The organism is Hymenobacter antarcticus (assembly GCF_039539545.1).
In the GTDB taxonomy this organism is placed as follows: Bacteria; Bacteroidota; Bacteroidia; order Cytophagales; family Hymenobacteraceae; genus Hymenobacter; species Hymenobacter antarcticus.
In genome coordinates this window covers 3,298-4,828 of record NZ_BAABDI010000060.1, presented here as the reverse complement: position 1 = coordinate 4,828, position 1,531 = coordinate 3,298, and the positions used below count along the sequence as shown (strand labels likewise).

Genomic DNA, 1,531 nt, shown 5'->3' with positions numbered 1-1,531 from the left:
TATTTTACAATGGAGAGTTTGATCTTGGCTCAGGATGAACGCTAGCGGCAGGCCTAATACATGCAAGTCGAACGGTTGTCAGCAATGACAATAGTGGCGCACGGGTGCGTAACGCGTAACCAACCTACCCGAATCTGGGGGATAGCCCGCCGAAAGGCGGATTAATACCGCATAAAACAACAGAACGGCATCGTTTAATTGTTAAAGATTTATTGGATTCGGATGGGGTTGCGTGCCATTAGCTAGTTGGAGAGGTAACGGCTCACCAAGGCGACGATGGCTAGGGGAGCTGAGAGGCTGGTCCCCCACACGGGCACTGAGATACGGGCCCGACTCCTACGGGAGGCAGCAGTAGGGAATATTGGGCAATGGACGAGAGTCTGACCCAGCCATGCCGCGTGCAGGATGAAGGCTTTCTGAGTCGTAAACTGCTTTTATCAGGGAAGAAAAAAGGGCATGCGTGCTCTACTGACGGTACCTGATGAATAAGCACCGGCTAACTCCGTGCCAGCAGCCGCGGTAATACGGAGGGTGCAAGCGTTGTCCGGATTTATTGGGTTTAAAGGGTGCGTAGGCGGCTGATTAAGTCCGGGGTGAAAGCCCGTTGCTCAACAACGGAACTGCCCTGGAAACTGGTTAGCTTGAGTACAGACGAGGGTGGCGGAATGGATACTGTAGCGGTGAAATGCATAGATAGTATCCAGAACCCCGATTGCGAAGGCAGCTGCCTAGACTGTAACTGACGCTGAGGCACGAAAGCGTGGGGAGCGAACAGGATTAGATACCCTGGTAGTCCACGCCGTAAACGATGGATACTCGCTGGTGGCGACAGACTGTCACTGGCTTAGCGAAAGCGTTAAGTATCCCACCTGGGGAGTACGCTCGCAAGAGTGAAACTCAAAAGAATTGACGGGGGCCCGCACAAGTGGTGGAGCATGTGGTTTAATTCGATGATACGCGAGGAACCTTACCTAGGCTAGAATGCGCGTGACCGGTTCAGAGATGAGCCTTTCCTTCGGGACACAAAGCAAGGTGCTGCATGGCCGTCGTCAGCTCGTGCCGTGAGGTGTTGGGTTAAGTCCCGCAACGAGCGCAACCCCTATGTTTAGTTGCCAGCATGTAATGATGGGGACTCTAGACAGACTGCCTGCGCAAGCAGTGAGGAAGGCGGGGACGACGTCAGGTCATCATGGCCCTTACGCCTAGGGCTACACACGTGCTACAATGGACGGTACAGCGGGTTGCCAACCAGCGATGGTGCGCCAATCCCGAAAAGCCGTTCTCAGTTCGGATCGGAGTCTGCAACTCGACTCCGTGAAGCTGGAATCACTAGTAATCGCGCATCAGCAATGGCGCGGTGAATACGTTCCCGGGCCTTGTACACACCGCCCGTCAAGCCATGGAAGTTTGGTAGACCTGAAGCTGGTGCTCCGCAACGAAGCCAGTTAGGGTAGAACAGGTAACTAGGGCTAAGTCGTAACAAGGTAGCCGTACCGGAAGGTGCGGCTGGATCACCTCCTTTCTGGAGCGG

General features: G+C 54.5%; 1 rRNA gene. It reads left to right on the top strand.

Annotated elements, in window-relative coordinates:
* Positions 1–6 precede the first annotated feature (6 nt).
* Positions 7–1,522: ribosomal RNA gene (locus ABD819_RS21335) — 16S ribosomal RNA — on the top strand.
* The last annotated feature ends 9 nt before the right edge of the window (positions 1,523–1,531 follow it).